The following is a 22804-nucleotide window of genomic DNA, read 5'->3' as shown; positions in this document are numbered from 1 at the left end:
CCCTCGCCCGCACCAGCGCCGGGCTCAGGAAGTGGTGACGGTGACCAGGTCGCCGGGGGTGACGGCGAGCACGTCGACGGCGCGGCCGGTGCGTACCGCAACGGCCACCAGGCCGGCGGAGTCGACGTATACCACCAGCTCACCCGAGGCCGCGTCGCCGAACGTGCGGCCGTGCACGGCCGCACGGCCGGCGACCCGCACCCGGGGCGGCAGCCCGTCGAGCAGCGCGCCCGGCGCGGCGAGCTGGACGTTGCCGAAGTGGTCGACGGTCAGCACCTCGGCGGCGAACCCGTCGGCGTCGGCGCGGACCACCGGCTCGGGCAGCCGAACCAGGTCACCGGCGTCGACCGCCGGCCCGGCGTCGACCAGCCGCGCGCCGGTCGCCAGCCGGGCCGCCACCGGCGCGAACACGTCCCGCCCGTGGAAGGTGCGGGCGATCGTCGGCGCCAGCCACCACCCCCGGTCGGTCAGCTCCACCGCGTCGGTCACCCCGCCGAGCGCGTCCGCCGCCGGCAGGAGCAGCCCGTTGTCCGGCCCGACCAGCAGCCCGCCGGGCGTGGCCAGCGCGACCCCGCGCCGCTCGGTGCCGACCCCCGGGTCGACCACCGCGACGTGCACCCCGACCGGCAGGTACGGCACTGCCTGCGCGAGCACCGCGGCGCCCCGACGCACGTCGGCCGGCGGCACCAGGTGGGTCACGTCGATCACCCGGGCGGCGGGCGCGAGCCGGGCGAGCACCCCGTGGCAGGCCGCCACGAAGCCGTCCGCCAGCCCGTAGTCGGTGGTCAGCGAGACACACGCCCCGGTCATCGGCTCCTCCTCGTCGTGGTGGGTCAGCCGCGCAGGCGCAGGCCCCGGGGGGTGGCCCGGAAGCCGGCCGCGGTGAGCGCGTCGCGCAGCGGCGAGGAGCGCACCGCCTCACCGTCGGCGCGCTCCACCGAGATCGCGCCCAAGGCGCCCGAGTGCACCGCGTCGGCGAGCGCCTTGCCCGCCGCGCCCAGCGCGTCGACGTCGTCGGTGAACGACAGGATCGTCCGTCCACCCCGCTCGACGTAGAGCACCAGGTCGCCGCCGACCAGCACCACCAGCGCGCCGGCCTTGCGCCCGGCCCGGTGACCGGTGGCCGGGGCGGCGCCGTCACCCGAGTCGACCACCCGCTCCGGCCAGGGCAGCGCCGCGCCATACGGGTTCGCCGGGTCGGTGGCGGCCAGCACCACCGCCGGCCCGCCGCCACCCCGGCCGCCGTCGCCCGGATCGGCCAGGGCGCGGATCCGGTCGACCGCGCCGGGCACCGCGAACTGGGCCGCGCCGAGACCCTCGACGAAGTAGCCGCGCCGGGCCGCCCCCCGCTCCTCCAGCGCGGACAGCACCGGATAGACCGCGGCGAAACCGCCCGTCACCTGCTCGGCCACCACCGCGCCTCGGGTCACCACGCCGTGCCGTTCGAGCAGCAGGTCGGCCAGGGCGGCGGCTCGACGGGTCGGGTCGAGGTCACGCTCGGGCAGCCGGGACCAGCGGCCGGCCATCGTCGGTGGTCCGCCACGGCTGGGCAGCGCGACCCGGCCCGGGCGGCGGTAGCGGGTGCGCGGCGCCGACGGCCGGGACCGGTGCGCCCCGCCGGCGCCCACCGCGGCGCGCAGCGGCGCCAGCGTGTCGTTGGTCAGGTGACCGGCCCAGACCAGGTCCCACACCACGGCCGACAGGGCGGCGTCGTCGGTGGCCCCGACCCGGTCGGAGAGCGAACGGAAGAAGAGTGCCTGCCCGTCGGCGAGCGCGTCGAGCACGGCCTCGTGCGACGGGGTGAGCGTCAGCGCCTCGTCCGGCGGCGGCAGCAGCAGCGGCGCGACGTCGGCGTAGGCCAGCCTCACCCACCCGTCGCCGCCGGAGATCGCACCGGCGCCGGCCCAGACCACCTCGCCGCTCGCGCACAGCTCGTCGAGCTGGGCGGGCACGTAGTCGGCGACCCGCGCCGGCAGCACCAGCCGCTCCAGCGCGGACGCCGGCACGGTCACGCCCTGCACCTGCTCGACGGCGGCGGCGACCGCCTCGACGCCCCGCGCCGACGAGCCGACCTGTTGCCAACGGGGCAGGAACGCGGCGAGCGCCCGGGGCGGCACCGGTTCGATCTCGCGGCGCAGCGCCGCCAGGGAGCGGCGGCGCAGCAGGCGCAGCACCTCGGCGTCGCACCACTGCGTGCCCACGCTGTCCGGGGCGAACTCGCCGGAAACCACCCGGCCGTTCGCCGCGAGCCGGCGCAGCGCCTGCTCGACCACGAACACCCCCAGCCCGAACCGGGCCGCGCAGGTGGCCGCCGCGAACGGGCCGTGGGTGCGGGCGTAGCGGGCGACCAGGTCGCCGAGCGGGTCGGCCACGGGCGCCAGGTGGGCCTCGGCCACCCCGACCGGCAGCGCCACCCCGAGCGCGTCGCGCAGCCGGGCCGCGTCCTCGACGATCACCCAGCGCTCCTCGCCGGCGACCCGGAGCCGCAGCACCCGGCGGGCCGCCGCCAGCTCCTCGGGCCAGGCGTCCGGCACCCCCCGCTCGGCCAGCTCGGCGGCGCTCAGGTCGCCGACCACCCGGAGCAGCTCGACCACGTCCTCGGCGTCACGGGGGCGCCGCTGCTCGGTGCGCCAGCGCAGTTGGCGCTCGCTCTCGGCGAGCACCGCCGGGTCGAGCAGCTCCCGCAGGTCGACCCGGCCGAGCAACTCACCGAGCAGCCCGGAGTCGAGCGCCAACGCGGCGGCCCGCCGCTCGGCCAGGGGCGCGTCGCCCTCGTAGAGGAAGGCGCCGACGTAGCCGAAGAGCAGCGACCGGGCGAACGGCGACGGGCGCTCGGACTCGACCTCGACCAGGCGCACCTTGCGGGCGGCCAGGTCGCGCATCAGCTCGGCCAGGGCCGGCTGGTCGAAGACGTCCTGCAGGCACTCGCGGGCGGCCTCCAGGGTGACCGGGAAGTCGGCGTATTCACGGGCCACGTCGAGCAGTTGCGCGGCGCGCTGGCGCTGCGCCCAGAGTGGCTGGCGGCGGCGTGGGTCGCGGCGGGGCAGCAGCAGCGACCGGGCCGCGCACTCGCGGAACCGGGAGGCGAACAACGCCGACGTGCCGACCGACTCCTCGACCAGCTGGGCGATCTCGTCCGGCTCGAAGACCACCACGTCGGCGCCGGGCGGCTCCTCGGCGGTGTCCGGCAGCCGCACCACGATGCCGTCGTCGGAGGGCATGACCTGGGCGTCCACGCCGTAGCGTTCGGCCAGCCGGCGGCCGATGGCGAGCGCCCACGGCCCGTTGACCCGGGCGCCGAGCACCGAGTGCACGGCGAGTCGCCAGTCGCCCAGCTCGTCGCGGAACCGTTCGACCACCACCGTCCGGTCGTCGGGCAGCGAACGGGTGGCCGCCTTCTGCTCGCGCAGGTAGTTCATCAGGTTGCCGGCCGCCCAGTCGTCGAGCCCGCCGGCGCGCAGCGCCGCCACCGCGTCGGCGTCGGACTGCCGCAGCAGCGCCCGGACCCGGGCGCCGATCGCCCGGCCCAACTCGACCGGGCGGCCGAGCTGGTCACCCTTCCAGAACGGCATCCGGGCGGCCTGGCCGGGCGCGGGGGAGACCAGGACCCGGTCGGGGGTGATCTCCTCGATCCGCCAGGACGACGAGCCGAGCAGGAACACGTCGCCGACCCGGGACTCGTAGACCATCTCCTCGTCCAGCTCGCCGACCCGGGCGGCCCGCTCGGCCCCGGCCAGGAAGACGCCGAACAGGCCCCGGTCGGGAATGGTGCCACCACTGGTCACGGCGAGCCGCTGGGCGCCGGGCCGGCCGGTCAGCACGTCGGTCGCGCGGTCCCAGACCAGTCGGGGGCGCAGCTCGGCGAAGGCGGTCGACGGGTAGCGGCCGGAGAGCATGTCGAGCACCGCGTGCAGCGCCGAGTCGGGCAGTTCGGCGAAGGGCGCCGCCCGGCGGACCAGCACGGCCAGGTCGCCGAGCGGCCACGGCTCCAGCGCCACCATGGCGACGATCTGCTGGGCCAGCACGTCGAGCGGGTTGCGCGGGTAGTGCAGCTCCTCGATCGCGCCCACCCCCATCCGCTCGGCGACCACTGTGCAGGAGAGCAGGTCGCCGCGGTGCTTGGGGAAGACCACCCCGCGGGAGACCGCGCCCACCTGGTGCCCGGCCCGGCCCACCCGTTGCAGGCCGGCCGCGACGCTGGGCGGCGCCTCGATCTGCACCACCAGGTCGACCGCGCCCATGTCGATGCCCAGCTCCAGGCTGGAGGTGGCGACCACGGCGGGCAACTGGCCGGACTTGAGCGCCTCCTCGATGTGCTTGCGCTCCTCCCGGGAGACGCTGCCGTGGTGCGCGCGGGCGATCACCGTCGGCGCGCCGGCCGCCGCGCCGGACTGCGCCATCACCTCGGCCGGCTGCCGGGGCGCGCGCACCGGCCCGACCGGCCCGGCGAAGGCGTCCGCGCCGCGCCGCCCGCCCAGGTCCGCCGGGCCCGCGCCGCGGCCGGTCGCCGGGCCCGCGCCGTCAGTCGCGCCGTCGCCGGTCGCCGGGCCGTCGCCGCCGGGCAGGAGATCGGATACGCGCACCGGCTCGCCGCCGGCGGCCACGCGGCCGCCCTCCGGAGCGGCGGACGCCTCCGCCTCCTCGGCGGCCAGCTCGTTGAGGCGGGCGCAGAGCCGTTCGGCGCCGCGCCGCGAGTTGGTGAAGACGATGGTGGACCGGTGCGCGCGGATCAGCGCCAGCACCCGCTCCTCGACCGCCGGCCAGATCGACGGGCGGCGCGGACCGAGCCCGCCCAACTCGTCCTCCGGTTGCTCCTGCTCGTCGAGGCGGGTCATGTCCTCCACCGGGACCTGGACGCTGACCTCGATGGTCTTGTCGGCCGGCGGTTGCACCACGTCGACCGGACGGGCCCCGCCGAGGAACCGGGCGCAGACGTCGATCGGCCGCACCGTGGCGGAGAGCCCGATCCGCTGCGCGGGGCGGTCGAGCAGCGCGTCGAGTCGTTCCAGGGAGAGCGCCAGGTGCGCGCCGCGCTTGGTGCCGGCGACCGCGTGCACCTCGTCGACGATCACCGTGTCCACCCCGCGCAGCGAGTCGCGGGCGGCGGAGGTGAGCAGCAGGAACAGCGACTCGGGCGTGGTGATGAGCACGTCCGGCGGGGTGCGGGCGAAGGCCCGCCGCTCGTCGGCCGGGGTGTCGCCGGTGCGCATGCCGACGGTGATGTCGGGCGGCTCGACGCCGAGCCGGGTGGCGGCCTGGCGGATGCCGATGAGCGGGGTGCGCAGGTTGCGCTCGACGTCGACGGCGAGCGCCTTGAGCGGGCTGACGTAGAGCACCCGGCAGCGCCGCCGGGGATCGGCCGGCGGCGGTTCCTTGCCCAGCCGGTCGAGCGACCAGAGAAACGCCGCGAGCGTCTTGCCGGAGCCGGTCGGCGCGACCACGAGGGCGTTGCGGCCGGCGGCCACGGAGCGCCACGCGCCCTCCTGGGCGGGTGTGGGCGCGGCGAACGCCGCGGTGAACCACTCCCGGGTCGCCGCGCCGAACTCCGCCCGCTGCCCGCCCGTCGGGGTCACCTCGTCCGCCACGCCACCATCCTGCCGCGCCGGTGCGACATCCGGTCCGGCGCCGGGGCGGTTCCGTCCCACCCGAGCAATTGACGTGATGAATAGGGGCTTTAATCCGTTAAGTCTTACTTAACTGCTTGCTTGCGACCTGCAACATAAAGTAACTTCACTCGCAACGCGGCGCGGCTGGAGGCGTGGATGACCGTTGACGAGCGAGGCTTCAGGCCCGGCACCGACGTGCTCATCCGCAAGGTCGACAGCCGGCTCGCCACGCTCCGCGGCGGTCTGCGCGGCACCGAGCTGGAGCTGGCCGAGGAACTGGCCCGCCAGCTGCGCGAGCTTGTCGTCGCCACCGCCCGCTCCAGCGCCGCCGACCGGGCGCTGGTCCGCGCCGCGGTGCACTACTTCGTCCTCCGCCGGGAGAGCCGCGACGCCCGGCTGCCGGTCCGCTCCCTCGCCGACGCGCAGCGCGTGGTCGACCGCACGGCCCGCCATCTCGCCGTCCCCCACCCGCCCGTGGCCGCGCGCCGCGAGCCCGCCCCCCTCCACTGACGACCCCGCGGCTCCCGGCCTGGCACCCCCTCCGGCTCCCACCCTCCAGCCGGCCCGCCGCACTCACCAACCCTCCCTCCCCCGTCCTCGGTGTCGATCGAGGAGTTCGCGCCGGCGGTCGACGCATGTCTTGACGCAAACTCCTTGATCGACCTGGCGGGGGCCGGGTGGGGTCGGGCGGGGTGGGTGGGATTCGGGGAAAACGGCGCGGGCGGGTGGGAAGTGGCGTGTGATCGGTCGTGCCCCCAGCGTGCGCCGCCGCGCTGTCACCTCGACCGGGAGTGCGTGTGCTCGTCCTGCTGATCCTGCACCTGGTGGCGGCCCTGGTCGCCCCACTGCTGGTCAGCAGGTGGGGGCCGCGCGCCTGCCTGCTGCTCGCGCTCGTCCCGGCCACCGCGGTCGGCTGGGCGGTGGCGCACACCGGCGCGGTGCGCGACGGCGGAGCGATCGTCGAGACGTACCGCTGGATCCCCCAACTCCGGTTCGACGTCGCGCTGCGGGTCACCACGCTGTCCTGGCTGATGCTGCTGCTCGTCGGCGGCGTCGGCGCGCTCGTGCTGGTCTACTCCGCCCGCTACTTCCCGCCCGGCTCGATCGGCCTGGGCCGGTTCGCCGCCGTGCTGGTCGCCTTCGCCGGCGCCATGCTCGGCCTCGTCGTCTCCGACGACCTGCTGCTGCTCTACGTCTTCTGGGAGTTGACCACCGTCTTCTCCTACCTGCTGATCGGGCACAGCACCGAGCGCCGGGCCAGCCGGTGGGCCGCCGCCCAGGCGCTCACCGTCACCACGCTGGGCGGGCTCGCGATGCTCGTCGGGTTCCTGCTGCTCGGCCAGCACGCCGGCGGTTACCGCTGGTCGGCGGTGGCCGCCGCGCCGTTGCCCGGCGGCGGTTGGCTGACCACCGCGGTGCTGCTGATCCTGGCCGGCGCGCTGGCGAAATCCGCGGTGTTCCCGTTCAACGCCTGGCTGCCGGTGGCGATGGCGGCGCCGACGCCGGTCAGCGCCTACCTGCACGCCGCCGCGATGGTGAAGGCGGGCGTCTTCCTGATCGGGCTGCTCGGGCCGGCGCTCGCCCCGGTCGGGCCGTGGCGGCCGGTCACCGTGGTCGCCGGGTTGGTCACGCTCGTCGCCGGCGGCTGGGCGGCGCTGCGGCAGTGCGACCTGAAGCTGCTGCTGGCGTACGGCACGGTCAGCCAGCTCGGCCTGCTCGCCGTGGTCCTCGGCGCGGGCACCCCGCACGCGGCCCTGGCCGGCGTGGCCATGCTGGCCGCGCACGCGCTGTTCAAGTCGGCGCTCTTCCTGGTCGTCGGCATCCTCGACCACGAGGCGGGCAGCCGGGACCTGCGGGACCTGTCCGGGGTGGGCCGGGCCGCGCCGGTGCTCGCCGGCGTCGCCACGCTCGCGGCGGCGTCGATGGCCGGGGTGCCCCCGCTGCTCGGCTTCGTGGCCAAGGAGGCGGTGCTCGCCGCGTTCGCCGACCAGCCGTGGGTGCTGGCGGCGCTGGTCGCCGGCAGCGCGCTCACCGTGGCCTACAGCATCCGCTTCCTGTGGGGCGCGTTCGGCACCCGGCCCGGCCTCGCGGACACCGAGGTGGCCCGGCCGCCCGCCGCGATGCTCGGCCCCCCGGCGGTGCTCGCCGTGGCCGGCTTCGCCGCCGGGCCGGCCGCCGGCTGGCTGAGCGGCCTGCTCGAACCGTACGCGGAGTTGTTCGGCCCGGTCGACGAGCACCTGGCGCTCTGGCACGGGCCCACCACGGCGCTCGGCCTCTCCGCCCTGGTGCTGGCCGGCGGCGTGGCGCTGCACCTGGTCCGGGGTCCGCTCGCCCCGGTGCTGGCCCGGCTGCGCTCGCCGGTCTCCGGCAAGCAGGGGTACGAGCGGGTGACCCACGGCTTCGACCGGCTCGCCATCGAGGTCACCAGCGTCACCCAGCGCGGCTCGCTGCCGCAGTATCTGGGCACCGTCCTGCTGGCCCTGGTGCTGGTGCCGGGCGGGGCGCTGCTGGCCACCGCGCCGTGGCGGGTGGAGCTGGCGCCCTGGGACAACCCGGCCCAGCTGGTGGTCTGCGTGGTGATCGCGGTAGCGGCGGTGCTCGCGGTCGGCGCCCGCCGCCGGCTCACCGCCATGCTGCTGGTCGGCGTCACCGGCTACGGCACGGCGATGATGTTCGTCCTCTACGGCGCGCCGGACCTGGCACTCACCCAGTTCCTGGTGGAGACCGCCACCATCGCCATCTTCGTGCTGGTGCTGCGGCGGCTGCCGGAACGCTTCTCGGCCCGGCCGCTGCGCCGCAGCCGGTGGGTGCGCCGGGGCATCGGGGGCGTCGCCGGGCTGGTCATGGCCGGCCTGGCGCTCGCGGCGGCCGGCGCCCGGCGGGCGCCGTCGATCTCCGCGGCCTTCCCCGACCTGGCCGTCACCCAGGGGTACGGCCGCAACGTGGTCAACGTGACCCTCGTCGACATCCGCGCCTGGGACACCATGGGGGAGATCTCGGTGCTGGTGGTCACCGCGACCGGGGTGGCCAGCCTGATCTTCGAGCGCTCCCGCACCGGGCCGCGCCCCCGTCGCCCCCGCCCGGCGATGCCGCGCTCCGGGCGCACGGTCTGGCTGCTCGGCGGGCAGACGCTCGGCGAGCGCCGGCGCTCGATCGTGTTCGAGGTGGTCACCCGGCTGATCTTCCACACCGTGCTGCTCTTCTCGCTGTTCCTGCTCTTCTCCGGGCACAACGCCCCGGGCGGCGGCTTCTCCGGCGGGCTGGTCGCCGGCCTCGCGTTGACCCTGCGCTACCTGGCCGGGGGGCGGTACGAGCTGGCCGAGGCGGCCCCGGTCGGTGCCGGCACGGTGCTCGGCGCGGGTCTGGCCGTCTCGGTCGGCAGCGGGGTGGTCGGCCTGCTGCTCACCGGCGAGGTGCTGCAGAGCGTCAAGGTGGATCTGTGGCTGCCCCTGATCGGCCACTTCTACCTGGTCACCTCGATCTTCTTCGACGTCGGCGTCTACCTGGTGGTGGTCGGGCTGGTGCTGGACATCCTGCGCAGCCTCGGCGCCGAGGTGGACCGGCACGTCGAGGCCGCCGGCGAGCCGGGCCGCGGCCTGACCGTCCAGCGCGAGGGTCCGCCGTCATGACGCGGGGGGCGGCCGGGCCGACGCTGGTGCTGGTGCTGGCGGTCGGGGTGCTCGTCGCCACCGGCGTCACGCTGCTGCTGGAGCGCAGCCTGACCCGGATCCTGCTCGGCGTCATCCTGCTCGGCAACGGGGTCAACCTGCTGATCCTGCTGGGCGGCCGGTCCGGCGCGGCCCCGCTGGCCGGCACCGCGCCGGTCGACGCGATGAGCGACGCGTTGCCGCAGGCGATGGTGCTCACCGCCGTGGTGATCACGTTCGGGCTGACCGCGTTCCTGCTCGCGGTCGCCTACCGGAGCTGGTACACCAGCGGCGACGACGAGGTGCAGGACGACCTGGAGGACCGGCAGATCGTCCGGCTGGCCGGGCGCGACGAGGTGGCCGCCGCGGACCTCGGCGGAGAGGGCGCCGACGACGACCGGGAACAGGTCGACCCGGAGCCGGCCCGCCGCCGGCTGCGCCGGGACGGGAAGACATGAGCGGGCTGGTGCCGCTGCCGGTGGTGGTGCCGCTGCTCGGCGCGGCGCTGACCCTGATCCTGACCGGCCGGCCCCGGTTGCAGCGTTCGATAAGCGTGCTCTGCCTGGGCAGCGTCCTGCTGGTCGCGGTGGTGCTGCTGGTCGGGGCGTACCGGCACGGGCCGGTGGTGGTGCGGGTGGGCGGCTGGCCGGCGCCGGTCGGCATCGTGCTGGTGGCCGACCAGTTGGCGGCGCTGATGGTGGTGGTCTCCTCGGCGGTCACCCTCTGCGTGCTGCTCTACTCGATCGGCCAGGGTCGGGCGGAGACCGGCGAGACCGCGCCGGTGAGCATCTACCACCCCACCTACCTGGTGCTCACCGCCGGCGTGACGAACGCGTTCCTGGCCGGTGACCTGTTCAACCTCTTCGTCGGCTTCGAGATCCTGCTGGCCGCCAGCTTCGTGCTGATCACGCTGGGCGGCACCGAGGCCCGGCTGCGCACCGGCTCGACGTACGTGGTGGTCAGCATCCTGTCGTCGCTGCTCTTCCTGTCCGCCGTGGGACTCGTCTACGCGGCCACCGGGACGCTGAACATGGCGCAACTCGCCGGCCGGCTGGACGCGGTGCCGTCCGGCGTACGCCTGACCCTGCAACTCATGTTGCTGCTGGCGTTCGGCATCAAGGCGGCGGTCTTCCCGGTGTCGGCCTGGTTGCCGGACAGCTATCCGACCGCCCCCGCGCCGGTCACCGCGGTCTTCGCCGGCCTGCTCACCAAGGTCGGCGTGTACGCGATCATCCGCACCGAGACGCTGCTCTTCCCCGGCGGCGAGGTGTCCGGCCTGCTGATGGTGGTGGCCGGGCTGACCATGGTGGTGGGCATCCTCGGCGCGGTCGCCCAGTCGGACATGAAGCGGTTGTTCTCCTTCACCCTGGTCAGCCACATCGGCTACATGATCTTCGGGGTGGCGCTGAGCAGCGTCGCCGGCCTGTCCGGGTCGATCTTCTACGTGGTGCACCACATCACCGTCCAGACCACGCTCTTCCTGGTCGCCGGCCTGGTCGAGGAGCGGGCCGGCAGCACCGACCTGCGCCGGCTCGGCGGGCTGGCCCGGGTCACCCCGGTGGTCGCCGTGCTGTTCTTCGTCCCGGCGATGAACCTGGCGGGCATCCCGCCGTTCTCCGGCTTCCTCGGCAAGCTCGGCCTGCTCCAGGCCGGGGTCGCGGCCGGCGGGGCGCTGCCCGCCGTGCTGGTCGGGGCCGGGACGCTGACCAGCCTGCTCACCCTCTACGTCGCGTCCCGGGTGTGGAACATCGCGTTCTGGCGGGCCCCGAAACTCGCCACCTCCAGCCCGGACGCCCGGCTGCCCGGCCTGATGGTCGGCGCCACCGCCGCGCTGGTGGCGCTCGGTGTGCTGCTCACCCTGGTCGCGGGTCCACTGTTCCAGGTCACCGCGGACGCCGCCGCCGACCTGCGCCAGCGCACCCCGTACATCCGGGCGGTCCTGCCCCGGGACGTGCCGTGAGCGGCGGTCCGTCCCCCGGCCGCGCCGGCGGGGAGCCGCCGGCCGCCGACCCGCCGGCCGTGGGCCGGGGCGGGCGGCGGCGCGACCAGGCGGTGGCGCTCGGCTGGTTGGCCGTCGCCTGGCTGTTGCTCTGGGGCGACGTGTCCTGGGGCAACCTGCTCACCGGCCTGGTGGTCGGCGCGGCGGTGCTGTTCTTCTTCCCGCTGCCACCGGTCACCTTCGGCGGCCGGCTGCGCCCCGGCCCGCTGCTGGTGCTGGCCGCCACGTTCGTCGGGGAGTTGATCAGCGCCAGCGTGCACGTCGCGGCCGTGGCGCTGCGTCCCGGCTACCGGCCGCACGGCGGGATCATCGCGGTGCCGCTGCGGGTCGGCACCGATCTGAACCTGGCGCTCACCGCCGAGGTGATCTCGCTGGTGCCGGGCACGCTGATCCTCGACATCGACCGGGCCCGCGGCGTGCTCTACGTGCACGTGCTCGACGTGCGGGGCCCGGAGGACCTGGCCGGCGGCCGCGCCCGCGTGCTCGCCGTCGAACGGCGCATCGTCCGCGCCGTCGGCTCGCCCACCGAGGTACGCCAGCTCGACCTCGAACCCGTCGAACGGAGGAATCACCCGTGACCGTCCTGCTCGCCGTCGTGCTGACCGTGCTGCTCTCGGCCACCGCGCTGCTCGCCCTGCTCCGGATCTACCGCGGCCCGTCCCTGCTCGACCGGGTCGTCGGCGCCGACCTGCTGCTGTCGGCCATGCTCGGCGCGGTGGGCGCGGAGGCCGCGCTGAACCGGCACGCCACCACGTTGCCGGTGCTGGTGGTGCTCTCGCTGCTCGGCTTCGTCGGCTCGGTGTCGCTGGTCCGCTTCGCCGTCCGGGCCGAATCATGACGGTCGTGGGTGCCGTGGCGGACTGGGCCGGGGGAATCCTGCTGCTGGCGGGCGCGCTGCTGAGTCTGGTCGCCGGCATCGGGCTGGTGCGCTTCCCGGACACGCTGGACCGGATGCACGCCGTCACCAAGCCGCAGGTGCTCGGCGTGCTGCTGCTCCTGGCCGGGCTGGCGCTGCGGCTGCGGACCGGATCGGATCTGGGCATGCTGGCGCTGGTGGCGATCTTCCAGCTCTCCACCGCGCCGGTCGCCGCGCAGATGATCGGGCGGGCCGCCTACCGGTCCGGGCGGATCGACCGGTCGCTGCTCGACGTCGACGAGCTGGCCGAGCGGTGAGAACGGGACGTGGGGGAGGGTTCCCGGCACCTTCAGCGAGCGTCCAGCGGGCACCGATAAAATGGGCCGCATGATCGACTCTCCTGCCCCGGAGGGCAGCAGTAGCCGGCCGGGTCGTACCCGGCATCTTTCCTCTCCGACGACCCCGGGAGCCCTGAACCTCCCGTGTTGATCATCGTCGGTCTCCTTCTCATCACCGTCCTCACCGCCGCCACCGGTTACTTCGTGGCGCAGGAGTTCGGTTACGTCGCCGTCGACCGCGGCAAGCTCAAACAACTCGCCGACGGCGGCGACCGCGCCGCCGCCCGGGCCCTGGAGGTGACCGGGCGGCTCTCGTTCATGCTGTCCGGCGCCCAGCTCGGCATCACCGTGACCGCCCTGCTGGTCGGTTACGTCGCCGAGCCCTACCTGGGCGCCGGGCTGGCCGACCTGCTCGGCCTCGCCGGCGTGTCCGGCGCGGTGGCGCTGCCGCTGTCGGTAGCGTTGGCCCTGGTCATCGCCACCGTGGTGCAGATGGTCCTGGGCGAGCTTGCCCCGAAGAACCTGGCCATCGCCCGGGCCGAGCCGCTCGCCCGGGCGCTGTCCCGGTCCACCCTGATCTACCTGCGGATCGCCGGTCCGCTGATCACGCTCTTCGACCGGGCCGCCGTGCGGCTGCTCCGCCGGGTCGGCATCGAACCGATCGAGGAGCTGCCCAGCGGCGCCACCCCGGCCGACCTGGAACAGATCATCGCCGAGTCGCGTGAGGAGGGGCATCTCGACGCCGAGATGTCCGACCTGCTCGACCGAGGGCTCGACTTCCGGGGGCTGACCGCGGGCGAGGCCATGGTGCCCCGGGTGGACGTGCACACCGTGCGCGCCGACGAGCCGGTCAGCCGGGTCGTCGAGATGCTCGACACCGGCCACTCCCGGTTCCCGGTGCGCGGCGCCGAGGGCGTGGACGACCTGATCGGCGTGGTCGGCATCGCCGACGTGCTGGGGGTGCCGCCGGCCGAGCGGGCGCGCACCCGGATCGACGCGGTCGCCGTACCCCCGTTGCTGGTGCCGGAGACGCTGCCGCTGCCGACGGTGCTGGACCGGCTCCGGTCCGGGCACCGGCAGTTGGCCTGCGTGGTCGACGAGTACGGCGGGTTCGCCGGCGTGATCACGCTGGAGGACCTCGCCGAGGAGCTGGTCGGGCCGATCCGGGACGAGGACGACCCGCCGGAGCGGGCGCCGGCCCGGCAGGAGGACGGCTCCTGGGTGGTGCCGGCCCGCTGGCGGATCGACGAGGTCGCCGACAGCACCGGCATCGAGCTGCCCGAGGCGCCCGAGTACGACACGCTCTCCGGCCTGGTGATGCGGGAGCTGGGCCGGGTGCCCGAGGTCGGCGACCGGCTGGAGATCGCGCCGGCCGGTGACGGCGACGAGCCGTCGACCGGCCCCCGGGTGCTGGTCGAGGTGCTGGCGGTGGACCGGCACGTGGCCGACTCGGTGCGGCTGCGGTCGACCGCCGGCGTGTCCGGGGAGGGCGCCGCATGAGCCCCGGGTTCGCGCTCGCCTTCTCCGTGGTGCTGCTGGCGCTCAACGGGTTCTTCGTGGCGGCCGAGTTCGCGCTGGTCGCCGCGAAGCGTTACCGGCTGGAACAGTCGGCGGCCGGCGGCGGCCGGGCGGCCCGCGCGGCGCTGGACGGCGTCCGCGAGCTGAGCCTGATGCTGGCCGGCGCGCAGCTCGGCATCACGCTCTGCACGCTGGGGCTGGGCGCGCTGGCCGAGCCGGCCATCGAGCACCTGCTCAGCCCGCTGCTGCACGCGGTCGGTCTGCCCGACGCGGCCAGCCACGTGGTCGCGCTGGTGTTCGCGCTGGGCCTGGTGACGTTCCTGCACCTGGTGGTCGGCGAGATGGCGCCGAAATCCTGGGCGATCACCGACGCGGAGCGTTCCGCGATGCTGCTGGCGCTGCCGTTCCGGGCGTTCGCCCGGATCGCCCGGCCGGTGCTGTCGCTGCTCAACGGGCTGGCCAACGCGATGCTGCGGCTGGTCGGGGTGCAGCAGCAGGACCAGCTCGCCCAGGTGCACGGCCCGGACGAGCTGCGCATCCTGCTGGAGCAGTCCCGGGAGCACGGGCTGCTCGGCGCCGAGCAGCACCAGTTGCTGACCAGCATGCTGGAGTTGCAGGGCACCACGGTGGCGCAGGTGATGGAGCCGTTCGACAAGATCGTCACGGTGCGCCGGGACGACACCGCCGAGCGGATCGAGCACGTGTCCCGCGACAGCGGCCGGTCCCGGCTCGCCGTGGTCGACACCGGCGGCGAGGTGTGCGGCCTGGTGCACGTACGCGAGGCGGTCCGCGCGGTCACCACCGGCCGGCCGGCGACCGCCGGTGAGCTGATGACGAACGCGTTCACGCTGCCCGCCGAGGCGTCGGTGACCGAGGCGGTGGCCGCCATGCGCGGCCGGCAGGCCCAGCTCGCGCTGGTGCGCAACGGCGGTGGGCCGACCCGGCCGATCGGCTTCGTCGCACTGGAGGACCTGCTGGAGGAGGTCATCGGCGAGTTCGACGACGAGACCGACCCGGTGCCGCGCGGTCGCCGCCTGCGCTGACCACCCTCCGATCGACACCAGTAGGCCGAGGTGGCGGTGTCCGGGCGACCGGGACACCGCCACCTCGCCGTACCGGCGGTGGGCCGGCACGTCCGCCGGGCCGGCAGGTTCGCCGGGCCGGCAGGTTCGCCGGGCCGGCAGGTTCGCCGGGCCGGCAGGTTCGCCGGGCCGGCAGGTTCGCCGGGCCGGGACGCCCGGAGCCGTCGGCATTGCCCGGCCGCCCCGGCATGGCCGGCTGGGCAGCGGGAATGCCGCCGGCATGCGGCTGACCGGGGTGTCGAGGGGATCGGCCTGGACCGGGCTCTCGGTGACCACCACGCTGCCCAACCCGAGCACCCGGCCGGGCCTGCGCCTGCCGGGTCGGGTGACGCTGGCCGCCGACGGCGAGGACGTCCTGGTCCGGCACATCCGCCTCGGGCTGGTCACCCAGGTCGAGCCGGAGGACCCGGGGGCGCCGCGCCGGCTGGTGCAGTATCACCAGTGGCCGATCGCGGGCCGCTTCGTGGTGCCGGGCGGGCGGCGGCGGGCCGTCGACTTCGCGGTGCCGCTGCCGTGGGAGTCGCCGGTGACGGTGTTCGGCGGCGTGCCGTTGATGACGCTGCGCACCGGGCTGCGGACCGAGGTGTCCGTCGAACCGGACCTGGACCAGGGCGAGATGGTGCCGGTCCTGATCCACCCGCTGCCCACCCAGCAGCACCTGCTCGCCGCGCTGGACACGCTCGGCTTCGTGATGCGCCAGGCGGGGCTCCAGCAGGGCCGGCTGCCTCAGGTGGCGCAGACGCTGCCGTTCCAGCAGCGGCTCGGCTTCTGGGCCGCCCCGCTCTACGCCGGGCCGATGACCGAACTGGAAGTGATCATGCTGACCGACCCGGCGGGTATGGAGGTGCTGTTCTGGCTGGACCGCCGGCTCTCCCTGGCCGGGGTGACCCACCAGAGCATCAGCCGATTCCGGGTCTGGCACGCCGGGGCGGACCGGCGGGACTGGGTGTCGACGGTGGACGGCTGGCTGCGGCACGCCATCGACCGGCACGCGGCGGCCGCCGCGCACGGCGACTGGTCGGCCACGATCCGGGAGTCGGCACACGTCAGCCGCCACCCGGACCAGCCCGTCGCGCCCGGGTACGGCCTCGGCGGCACGGCCGGCAGCGGGGGCGTCGGCGGCGGTGGCGGCGACGGCACCTGAGCGCCGAGCGCCGCGCGCCGAGCGGGTGCGCGGATGTTAGGAGGGGGCCCCTGCTATGCCGCAGGCGTTAACAAGGGGCCCCTCCTTACACCTCAGCCGGCGGCGAGCTTGAGGCCGAAGCCGAGGAACAGCATCGCGATCGCGGTGGTGCCGGTCGCGGCTAGTCGCCGGCGGCGCTGGAACTGGGTGGCCAGGAACGTGCCGGTGAAGATCAGCACGGTCAGGTAGAGCGCGCTGGCCACCTGCGCGATCAGCCCGAGCAGCAGGAACGACAGCGCCGGCCAGGCGTACCCGGGATCGACGAACTGGATGAAGAACGAGACGAAGAAGAGGATCGCCTTCGGGTTGAGCAGGCTGATCGTCAGCGCCCGCCGGAACGGGTCGCGGGCGGCCGGCTCGACCTCGTCGATCAGGCGCGGCATGGAAGGGTCGTCGCGGTCACGCCAGCGTCGCCACGCGCCGCGCAACATGGCCAGCCCCAACCACCCGAGGTACGCCGCGCCGGCGTACTTGATCACGAGGAACAGCGGCGGGTACGCCCGCAGCAGCGACGCGACCCCGGCCGCGGAGAGCACCATCAGCGCCGCGTCGCCGACGAACACCCCGGCGGCGGCCCGGTAACCGGTCGCCACCCCGCGCCGGGCGGCGGTGGCGAGCACGAAGAGCGAGTTCGGGCCGGGCAGCAGCACGATCGCCACCGTGCCCAGCACGTACGTTCCGATGTCGGTGATCCCCAGCACGCCGGACATCATGACCCGACCGGGGCCGCCGGGCGAAGCCGTTCCCGCAGCCTGAGCTGTGCGTTCGGCCACTCCTCGGCGAGCATCGAGTAGAGCGCGGACTGCCGCCAGGTGCCGTCGGCGCGCCGCCGGTTGGACCGCAACGTCCCCTCCCGCACCGCGCCGAGTCGCTCGATGGCCCGCTGGGACCGCTCGTTGAGCGTGCTGGTCTGCCAGGTGACCCGCACCGCGTCGAGGTCTTCGAAGGCGCGGGAGAGCAGCATCAGCTTCGCCTCGGTGTTGATCCCGGTGCGCCACCAGGCCCGGCCGAGCTGGGTGTAGCCGATCTCCACCGCCCGCAGGTCGGCGTCGGGCTCGTGGAAGGAGGTGGTGCCGACCACCACACCGGTGACCGCGCAGCGCTGCACCCACGGCGTGCGGACGCCCCGCGACCCGGCGTCCAGCGCGGCGCGGATCAGCGCGGCGGTGCCGGCCACGTCGGCGGGGCGGGGGCTGCCCACGTGCCGCCAGACCTCCTCGTCGTCGAGCGCGGCGTGCAGGTCCTCGGCGTGGGCGAGGTCCAGCGGCTCCAGCACCACGTGCGCGCCGCGCAGGACCACCGGCTCCAGCCACGGCGACCGGGCCGGCCACAGGTACGCGGGCACCGGCGCGGTCACCCCGTCGGCCGGTTCGGGTCGCCCCGGCGTGAGCCGCAGCGGCAGCACCCCGGCCCAGTGGGGCAGGCTCTCGTCGGCCGGCTCGTCGTTGACCCCGCCCGTACGCGTGCGGACCGAGACCTCGCGCAGCGGCAGCGCCAGCACCGCGGTCTCGGCCAGTTCGCGCCGGTTCGGCGGCCGGCTGTCGGCGGACCGGCCGGTCCCCACCTTCTCCACCAGCGCGGTCAGCACCCGGGCCTTCTCGTCGGCGTCGTCGACCAGCCGGGCGGTGCCGTGCGCGACCACCGAGCGGTAGTTGGCGCTGTGGTGGAACTGGGAGCGGGCGTAGACCAGCCCGTCGAGGTGGGTGACCGCGACGCAGACCGGCAGCCCGTCCTCGCCCCGGGCGGCGAGCAGCGGCCGGCTGCCGGTGGAGCCGTGCAGGTAGAGCGTGTCACCGACGCGGACGTGCAGGGTCGGCAGCACCCGCGGCTCACCGTCCACCACGAACGCCAGCGCGCAGTGGAACGCCTCGTCGAGCAGCGCGTGGGCGGTGGCGCGGTCGTAGCGCACCCGGTCCCGGGTGCGGGTGGCGGTGGTGCGGCCGGTCGGAGGGTACATGCGACATCCCACCTTTGTTCTAGTACAATCAGCGAACTGTGGCAGCACGTTATCAGCTCAGTGGGTCCACGTCGGCGGCCATTTCGGCGAGCGTGGAATCCGGCATCCGCACCGGCGGCCTCGCCCCGGGCGACCCCCTGCCGGCGGTCCGCGCGCTCGCCGGCCGGCTCGGCGTCAGCCCGGCCACCGTCGCGCGGGCCTACCAGGAGCTGCGGCAGCGCGGGCTGGTCGTCACCGCCGGCCGGCACGGCACCCGGGTCCGGCCCCGCCCGCCTGTCGCCAGCCGCCGCGCCGCGCTGGCGCCCCCGCCGCGCCCGGGCAGCCGGGACCTCTCCGCCGGGCACCCCGACCGGCGGCTGCTGCCCCCGCTCGGCCCGCACCTGGCCGCGCTCGCCGCCGAGTTCGACGCCCCGACCGGGTACGCGGACGCCGCCGTCCTGCCCGAGCTGGCCGCCGCCGCCCGGGACCGCCTCGCCGCCGACGGGGTGCCGGCCGCCGACCTGACCGTCACCGGCGGCGCGCTCGACGGCATCGAGCGGCTGCTCGCCGCGCACCTGCGCCCCGGTGACGCGGTCGCGGTGGAGGACCCGGGCTGGGCCAACCTGCTGGACCTGGTCGCCGCGCTCGGGCTGCGTACCGTCGGGGTGCCGGTGGACGACGAGGGCCCGAGCGTGGCCGGGGTGCGGGCCGCGCTGGCCGCCGGGGTCCGCGCGCTGGTGGTCACCAGCCGGGCCCAGAACCCGACCGGCGCGGCTCTCTCCGCCGAGCGGGCCGCCGCGCTGCGGACGCTGCTCACCGGCCGGGCCGACCTGCTGCTGATCGAGGACGACCACGCCGCCGAACTGGCCCGCGTACCCCTGCACCCGCTCGCCGGGGCGACCCCGGCGTGGGCCTTCGTCCGGTCGGTGAGCAAGCCCTACGGGCCCGACCTGCGGCTCGCCGTGCTGGCCGGCGACGAGGCCACCGTGGCCCGGGTGGCCGGCCGGGCCCGGGTCGGCGCCGGCTGGGTCTCCACCGTGCTGCAACGGCTGGTGCTGTCGCTCTGGCGCGACCCGGCCACCGCCGAGCTGGTGCGGCACGCGGCGGACGGCTACGACCGGCGGCGCGACGGGCTGGTCGCGGCGCTGGCCGCGCACGGACTGGCCGCGCACGGGCGCACCGGGATCAACGTCTGGGTGCCGGTGCCCGACGAGACGGTCGCGGTCACCGCGCTGCGCGACGCCGGCTGGTCGGTGGCGCCCGGCGGCCTCTACCGGATCGCCGCCGCCCCGGCCGTCCGGATCACCGTCAGCCCTCTCGACGAGCCCGACCTCCCCACCCTCGCCGACGCGCTCGCCCGCGCGCTGCACCCGGTGCAAGGAAGGGGCCCCTATTAACGCCTCCGGTAGAGGCGGGGCCCCCTTTTAACACCTCCCTCCGATGGCGGCGGCCCGCTGACACGCCGGCAGATGCGGCGTGGCGGACGGCGCAGGGGGTAGAACGGTCCGCATGGCCGAGACCGAGAGCGCACCCGGAGCGCAGGAGTTCATCCCGCCCACGGCGGACACCATCGACGCGCTGCGTGCCGCGGCGGCCGGCTGCCGGGGCTGTGAGCTCTACCGGGACGCGTCGCAGACCGTCTTCGGCCGTGGTGACGAACGCGCCCGGGTGGTCTTCGTCGGCGAGCAGCCGGGCGATGTGGAGGACCAGCAGGGGCTGCCGTTCGTCGGCCCGGCCGGCCGGTTGCTGCGCAAGGCGGTGGACGACGCCGGCCTCGACCCGCGCCAGATCTACCTGACCAACGCGGTCAAGCACTTCCGCTTCGAGCTGCGCGGCACGCGGCGCATCCACCAGACCCCCGACCGGGTGCACGTCACCGCCTGCCGGCCCTGGCTGGTCGCCGAGTTCGCCCGCCTGCGTCCGGAGGTCGTGGTGGTGCTCGGCGCCACCGCCGCCAAGGCGCTGCTCGGTCCGACGTTCCGGGTGACCCGCCAGCGCGGCGAGCTGCTGCCCTGGCCGGCCGCCGCGCAGCACCCGGAGGACTTCGCCCGGGTGCCGGTGGACCGCGCCGGCAAGGTCGCCGACGCGCCGGACACCCGGCTGCTCGCCACCATCCACCCGTCCGCCGTGCTGCGCGCCGACAACCAGGACGTCGCGTTCGAGGGCCTGGTCGCCGATCTCATGGTGGCCGCCGGCGCGCTGCGCTGAGTCAGCCGCGCCCCTGCCAGGTGCAGAGGCAGACCCGGTTGCCGTCCGGGTCGGCGAGCACCCAGAAGTTCGGGGCCTCGGCGTCGCTGACCAGCGAGCCGCCAGCCGCCAGCGCCGCCTCCATCCGTGGCGTGACCTCGGCCGGGTCGACCCAGACGTCCGGGTGCCAGCGCTGCCGGGGCTCGTCCCGCCCGGAGCCCTGGAACCAGATCGTCGGCAGCGCCCCGGCCGGGTCGCGCACCTCGTCGTCGTCGGGACGTGCCTGGTCCCAGGCCAGGACCGCGCGCCAGAACGGCGCCACGGCGGCGTGCTCCGGGCTGTCCAGGGCCAGCTCCAGGCGGGACAACCCGGCGTACGACAGGGCGAGGCCGGCCTCGGCGGCGAGCGCCGTGATCGTCCGGGCCAGCCGCAGGTCGCGCCCGGTGACGCCGCCGGCGTCGTGCGACCAGAGCCGCACGTCGACGTGGGTGTAGCGCAGGTCCAGGTCGGGATGGTGGTCGACCCGCTCGGCCTCCGCGCCGACCGCGGCCACCAGCGCCAGGCCGGCCGCGAAATTCGGGGTACGGATACGGGTGTGCAACGTGCCGAGCAGGAAGGTCCACCCGTCCAGCCCGGCGTCGGCGATCTGTGCTCCGGTCAGGGTGCCCATCCGGCCATCCTGTCGTGTCTCGGCCCGACCGGCCACCGTCCACACCGGATTGCCGCCCGGCACGCGGGGGTATCGCCTCCGACATGGCCGCCGCCCGACCCTTCGTGTTCCTCGCCCGATTCGGTCCGCCCGGGTCGTACGTGGTGAGCATGCTTGTCGCCATCGTCCGGGCCGGCTCGGTGGGCGTGGTCTGGGGGACCGCCTTCCCGTTCGTGGGGAGCCGCTGGACGAAGCCGCGCAAGCCGGCCGAGGTCGAGTGGACCGAGGGTTGGCGGCGGACCGCTGTCGCGCCGCGCCGGGGCGAGCCGCCCGCCGACGAGGCCGGTCGCGCGACGGTCGCCGACAACCTGCCCGCGGTGCGTCGGGGAGCGCTGATCGGTCCCCTCGTCGGCACGCCGCTCTTCGCCGCGCTGATCGGGGTTGCCGTACACGTCGGGCGCGTGGCCAGCGCGGTCGGGTTCGCGGCCGTCCTGGTCGCGGTGCTCGCCGTCGCCGCGGTGACCGCCCGCCGGGAGCGCAGGTTGCGCGCGCGGCTGCGCTGATCGGGCTCGCGGCCCCTGTGCTGACCGGGTGAGCGGTGCCAGACTGGCCGCCATGGAGCAGCATCTCTACCAGCCCGTCCACGAAGAGTTCCGGGACCTGTGCCGCCGGTTCCTCGCCCGGGAGGCGGTGCCGCACCACGAGCGGTGGGAGGCCGAGGGCATCGTCGACCGCGCGGTGTGGCGGGCCGCCGGCGCGGCCGGGCTGCTCGGTCCCGACGTCGACCCGGCGTACGGCGGCGGCGGGCAGCGCGACTTCCGGTTCAACGCGGTCCTCGACGAGGAGATCGTCGCGAGCGGCTGCACCGGTCTCGGGTTCGGGCTGCACAACGACGTGGTGGCGCCGTACCTGACCGAGCTGACCACCGAGGAGCAGCGCAAGCGCTGGCTGCCGGGCTTCTGCTCCGGCGACCTGGTCACCGCGATCGCGATGAGCGAGCCGGGCGCGGGCAGCGACCTGGCCGGCATCCGCACCGGCGCGGTCCGCGACGGCGACTCGTGGGTGCTCAACGGCCAGAAGACGTTCATCACCAACGGCGAGCTGGCCGACCTCGTGGTGGTGGTGGTCAAGACCGCGCCGGAGCAGGGCGCGCACGGGGTGAGCCTGGTGGTGGTGGAGCGCGGCACGCCGGGCTTCGACCGTGGGCGGCGGCTGGCCAAGGTCGGCCTGAAGGCCAACGACACCGCCGAGCTGTTCTTCGACGACTGCCGGGTACCGGCGGAGAACCTGATCGGCGCCGAGAACCAGGGCTTCTACCACCTGATGGCCAACCTGCCCCGGGAGCGGCTGAGCATCGCGGTCGGCGCGGTGGCGGCCTGCGAGAAGCTGCTCGCGCTCACCCTGGAGCACGCCCGGTCCCGGGAGGCGTTCGGCCGGCCGATCGGCAGGTTCCAGCACAACCGGTTCCTCCTGGCCGAGCTGGACACCGAGATCACCATCGCCCGGACGTTCGTGAACCACTGCGTCGCCGAGTACGACGCGGGCCGCCTGTCGGTGACCGACGCGGCGAAGGCGAAGTGGTGGACCACCGAGCTGCAGAACAAGGTCGCCGACCGGTGCGTGCAGCTGCACGGCGGTTACGGCTTCATGCTGGAGCAGCCGGTGGCGAAGGCGTGGCTGGACAGCCGGGTGCAGACCATCTACGGCGGCACCACCGAGATCATGAAGGAGATCATCGGGCGCGGCCTCGGCCTGTAGCGAAACCGGTTGCCGACCGGCCGGTCCGGTGCGCGACGATGAGGC

General features: G+C 75.3%; 19 protein-coding genes. 14 read left to right on the top strand and 5 right to left on the bottom strand.

The genetic code is table 11. The features are described from left to right. Positions 1–24 precede the first annotated feature (24 nt). Both O7618_RS17040 and O7618_RS17035 read right to left on the bottom strand, forming a co-directional pair. A complete protein-coding gene (locus O7618_RS17040) occupies positions 25–810 on the bottom strand; it encodes an SAM-dependent chlorinase/fluorinase (protein WP_278107082.1) in 786 nt (261 codons plus the stop codon). Between the two features lie 23 nt (positions 811–833). Further along, complete coding sequence (locus O7618_RS17035) at positions 834–5585, bottom strand: DEAD/DEAH box helicase (RefSeq protein WP_278107081.1); 4752 nt, start codon at positions 5583–5585, stop codon at positions 834–836. Positions 5586–5762: 177 nt separating this feature from the next. Between O7618_RS17035 and O7618_RS17030 the strand changes: the two genes are divergently transcribed. From O7618_RS17030 to O7618_RS16985, 10 genes are all read left to right on the top strand, one after another. Further along, complete coding sequence (locus O7618_RS17030) at positions 5763–6116, top strand: hypothetical protein (protein ID WP_278107080.1); 354 nt, start codon at positions 5763–5765, stop codon at positions 6114–6116. 287 nt (positions 6117–6403) lie between these two features. Then, positions 6404–9235, top strand: coding sequence for a Na+/H+ antiporter subunit A (locus O7618_RS17025; RefSeq protein WP_278107079.1), 2832 nt, complete (start codon positions 6404–6406; stop codon positions 9233–9235). Then, positions 9232–9711 carry a Na(+)/H(+) antiporter subunit C gene (locus O7618_RS17020; protein ID WP_278107078.1) on the top strand — a complete coding sequence of 160 codons (480 nt, stop codon included), beginning with the start codon at positions 9232–9234 and terminating at the stop codon, positions 9709–9711. Before O7618_RS17025 ends, O7618_RS17020 begins: the two co-directional genes overlap by 4 nt. Beyond that, positions 9708–11213 carry a Na+/H+ antiporter subunit D gene (locus tag O7618_RS17015; RefSeq protein WP_278107077.1) on the top strand — a complete coding sequence of 502 codons (1506 nt, stop codon included), beginning with the start codon at positions 9708–9710 and terminating at the stop codon, positions 11211–11213. Before O7618_RS17020 ends, O7618_RS17015 begins: the two co-directional genes overlap by 4 nt. A 59-nt stretch (positions 11214–11272) precedes the next feature. After that, positions 11273–11830 carry a Na+/H+ antiporter subunit E gene (locus O7618_RS17010; RefSeq protein WP_278110043.1) on the top strand — a complete coding sequence of 186 codons (558 nt, stop codon included), beginning with the start codon at positions 11273–11275 and terminating at the stop codon, positions 11828–11830. After that, complete coding sequence (locus O7618_RS17005; RefSeq protein ID WP_278107076.1) at positions 11827–12090, top strand: monovalent cation/H+ antiporter complex subunit F; 264 nt, start codon at positions 11827–11829, stop codon at positions 12088–12090. The genes O7618_RS17010 and O7618_RS17005 overlap by 4 nt, the downstream gene beginning before the upstream one ends. Continuing rightward, a complete protein-coding gene (gene mnhG, locus O7618_RS17000) occupies positions 12087–12425 on the top strand; it encodes a monovalent cation/H(+) antiporter subunit G (RefSeq protein ID WP_278107075.1) in 339 nt (112 codons plus the stop codon). Before O7618_RS17005 ends, mnhG begins: the two co-directional genes overlap by 4 nt. Positions 12426–12590: 165 nt before the next feature. Continuing rightward, on the top strand, positions 12591–13946 hold the full coding sequence (locus O7618_RS16995) for a hemolysin family protein (protein ID WP_278107074.1): 1356 nt from the start codon (positions 12591–12593) through the stop codon (positions 13944–13946). Further along, a complete protein-coding gene (locus O7618_RS16990) occupies positions 13943–15007 on the top strand; it encodes a hemolysin family protein (RefSeq protein WP_091072553.1) in 1065 nt (354 codons plus the stop codon). The genes O7618_RS16995 and O7618_RS16990 overlap by 4 nt, the downstream gene beginning before the upstream one ends. A 259-nt stretch (positions 15008–15266) precedes the next feature. Beyond that, the gene (locus tag O7618_RS16985) at positions 15267–16190 is read left to right on the top strand and encodes a sporulation protein (RefSeq protein ID WP_278107073.1); all 924 of its coding nucleotides are present in this window, start codon (positions 15267–15269) and stop codon (positions 16188–16190) included. A gap of 92 nt (positions 16191–16282) precedes the next feature. Here the strand turns inward: O7618_RS16985 and leuE are convergent, their stop codons facing one another. Together leuE and O7618_RS16975 are read right to left on the bottom strand one after the other, a co-directional pair. Beyond that, on the bottom strand, positions 16283–16942 hold the full coding sequence (gene leuE, locus O7618_RS16980; RefSeq protein WP_278107072.1) for a leucine efflux protein LeuE: 660 nt from the start codon (positions 16940–16942) through the stop codon (positions 16283–16285). Continuing rightward, positions 16939–18186, bottom strand: a complete 1248-nt coding sequence (locus O7618_RS16975) for a bifunctional pyridoxamine 5'-phosphate oxidase family protein/GNAT family N-acetyltransferase (RefSeq protein WP_278107071.1) — start codon at positions 18184–18186, stop codon at positions 16939–16941. The genes leuE and O7618_RS16975 overlap by 4 nt, the downstream gene beginning before the upstream one ends. Before the next feature lie 38 nt (positions 18187–18224). Between O7618_RS16975 and O7618_RS16970 the strand changes: the two genes are divergently transcribed. Continuing rightward, positions 18225–19562, top strand: a complete 1338-nt coding sequence (locus O7618_RS16970) for an aminotransferase class I/II-fold pyridoxal phosphate-dependent enzyme (RefSeq protein ID WP_278107070.1) — start codon at positions 18225–18227, stop codon at positions 19560–19562. Positions 19563–19674: 112 nt separating this feature from the next. Then, positions 19675–20373 (top strand): UdgX family uracil-DNA binding protein, encoded by a 699-nt coding sequence (locus O7618_RS16965; RefSeq protein ID WP_278107069.1) that lies wholly within the window; start codon positions 19675–19677, stop codon positions 20371–20373. Position 20374: 1 nt separating this feature from the next. On the opposite strand, the gene O7618_RS16960 is transcribed toward O7618_RS16965, so the two are convergent. Next, positions 20375–21022, bottom strand: coding sequence for a 4a-hydroxytetrahydrobiopterin dehydratase (locus O7618_RS16960; RefSeq protein WP_278107068.1), 648 nt, complete (start codon positions 21020–21022; stop codon positions 20375–20377). Between the two features lie 83 nt (positions 21023–21105). Here O7618_RS16960 and O7618_RS16955 point away from each other — a divergent pair, with 83 nt between their 5' ends. Both O7618_RS16955 and O7618_RS16950 read left to right on the top strand, forming a co-directional pair. Further along, on the top strand, positions 21106–21564 hold the full coding sequence (locus O7618_RS16955; protein WP_278107067.1) for a hypothetical protein: 459 nt from the start codon (positions 21106–21108) through the stop codon (positions 21562–21564). A gap of 52 nt (positions 21565–21616) precedes the next feature. After that, entirely contained in the window at positions 21617–22759 is a 1143-nt protein-coding gene (locus tag O7618_RS16950) for an acyl-CoA dehydrogenase family protein (RefSeq protein ID WP_278110042.1), read from the top strand. Positions 22760–22804 lie beyond the last annotated feature (45 nt).

Origin of the sequence: Micromonospora sp. WMMD980, assembly GCF_029626035.1 — a bacterium.
GTDB lineage: Bacteria > Actinomycetota > Actinomycetes > Mycobacteriales > Micromonosporaceae > Micromonospora.
This window is presented reverse-complemented; position numbering and strand designations above follow the sequence as displayed.